Genomic DNA, 2165 nt, shown 5'->3' with positions numbered 1-2165 from the left:
TTGGAGGCCTCTTCGGAATGGTTGAAGAACTTGACGATGAGATCCTCATTCGCACGGCTGGCGCACTGGGCGATCCAGTGCTGTTTGGCGTTCACCTTGTCCACCTTGATGTCCAGTTCGTCCATGTAACGCGAGTTGATGGTGCCGAACCCGCCGCCACGGCCGTTCCAGCTGCTCGTCTTCTCCACCACGGTAACCGTGCCGCCCTGCTCGGCCGCAGCACAGGCGCAAGCGCAGCCTGACAGACCGGCACCAACCACGAGGATATCGGTATCGACTGTCTGCTTTATGTCCTTGATAGGCTCAGGGGCAACTTCCCATGCGTACTGCGCGGAAGTTCCAGAAGCGCCCTTCGCCTCGCTGGCAGCTTCGCTTTTCGGTGCCGGTGCACAGCCGGCAAGACCAGCTGCTCCGGCTGCAACGGCGGCCGTGGCACCAAGACCGAGGAAGGCACGACGCGACAATCCTCCCTGTGAGAACAATGCATTTGAAACGGTTTCCTTACTCATGGTAAAACCCCTTTCGTGCACGGCGCAGACCCCTCGCCCGCACCACCGATAGTGGAAATGCGCTTGCCCCGGCAAGGCTGCAAGCTTTTCCTCCCGGCAAACATCATGCGAGATCGTCGCGCTTTCGTCATCGAACGCTTCGGCCCATTTCCACCGGAAAACACAGAATGGGCCGTTATGGACCATGCATCGCGCTTGCGCCGATCGGGCTGTTTCGATACGCTTGCATCTCATGAGGGAACGGGGAGGGACCCATATGGACAAGTTGGTCCAGGCACGCCCGCACGAGCGTCGATCGGCAGGAGGGGCAGGAGGGGCAGAGCCACGGCCGCGGTTTTCCGGATGGAAGCTCCTTGGCTTGGGGTTCTGGCAGGCATGGTGGATGATCAGCATGTGCACCGACACCCTGCTGCCCACGACGGACCGCTACCCGTTTGCGGGGAACACCACTATCTGGGTGCTGGTTCTGACGACGCTCGGCTACCTGGTAGTTGTCGGTGCCTCGCGCAAGCTGTCGCCCTTCAGCGCGCGACGTTCCAGCTACGCACTAGCTGGCGGATTGGCAGCCCTAGGAACCCTGGTCGTCCCTTTTGCGCTTTTACACGGCCAAGGCAATAGCGGCTTCGCCCTGTTCCTTGCGGGAGCCCTCGCCATAGCCCTTGGCAATGCGCTGTTACTTATCATGTGGGGCGAGCTGTGGAGCGCCCTTGCCACCGGGCGGGTGGGACGGCACCTCTACGCATCCTATACGTTCGCTTTCGTACTGTTCTTCATAGGCTACCTGTTGCCCCAACCTGCCTCGGCCCTCTTCGCCGCGGCCTTGCCGGTCATTTCCGCAGCAGTGCTGTACGCCTGTCGAAGCGAGCCAAGACGAGCGCCCTCCGTGCTGCCCTTGGACATCCGATCAATCCCCTTTGGGCGGATACTGCTGAGCATACTGGTTATCAGCATCGTGTACGGCCTTTCGCAAGGATTGGCGAACACCTTTAGTTCCGGGGATAGCGCCTTCATCGCCAAAGCACTTGTGCTTGCCGGCGGAGCAATAGCCGCCATCACGCTGAGCATGGTCATCGCCCCCTCGGATGCCGAGCCTATCACGCTGTACCGCCCCGTCGTACCCGCCATGGTGGCCGGGCTCATTCTTATCCTCTTGCTGGGTGAACAGCTGCGCTTTGTGGGCGTGGGATTGATCATTATGGGCGTGTACTGCCTCGATATGTTCATGATGCTGGTATCGACCGATGTGGCGTTTCGCGCCCGACTGCCTATCGCCCTCACGTTTGGCGTGGTTATCCTGGCGGCGCGCGTAGGAACCCTTATTGGATCGACCGCAGCCGATGTGCTTCAAAATGCTGGTTTTTGGTCGGATGCGCTACGCTCGGACGCCTTCCTTCTGGGAACGCTTGCCGTTGCGTTGGTGGGAATGCTGTTCTTCACCGAGACCGATGTGCGCAGGCTGTACGCATTGCCTACCGTCCCCCGCATCGACCTGAGCGTCGAGGAGAAATGCGCCCGCATCGTGGCTGCCTGCGGGTTGACCCAGCGTGAATCGGAGGTGCTGGTACTGCTCGCACGCGGACGAAGCGTGCGGTATATCTGCGACGAGCTTTCCATTGCGCAGGGGACAGCGAAGCACCATGTAAGCAATATCTACCG

2 protein-coding genes are annotated in these 2165 nt (G+C 60.5%); one reads left to right on the top strand and one right to left on the bottom strand.

Annotation, left to right across the window (positions count from 1 at the left end; genetic code table 11):
* The coding region (locus tag RR842_RS12905) for an FAD-dependent oxidoreductase (RefSeq protein ID WP_332730016.1) at window positions 1–509 on the bottom strand (509 nt) is incomplete at its 3' end.
* Between the two features lie 256 nt (window positions 510–765).
* Here RR842_RS12905 and RR842_RS12900 point away from each other — a divergent pair.
* A partial coding sequence (locus RR842_RS12900) for a LuxR C-terminal-related transcriptional regulator (RefSeq protein ID WP_332730015.1) occupies window positions 766–2165 on the top strand: 1400 nt, incomplete at its 3' end.

Source organism: Gordonibacter sp. (assembly GCF_036667095.1).
GTDB lineage: Bacteria > Actinomycetota > Coriobacteriia > Coriobacteriales > Eggerthellaceae > Gordonibacter.
The sequence above is the reverse complement of the archived record's forward strand: the minus strand, read 5'-3'. Positions and strand labels throughout refer to the sequence as shown.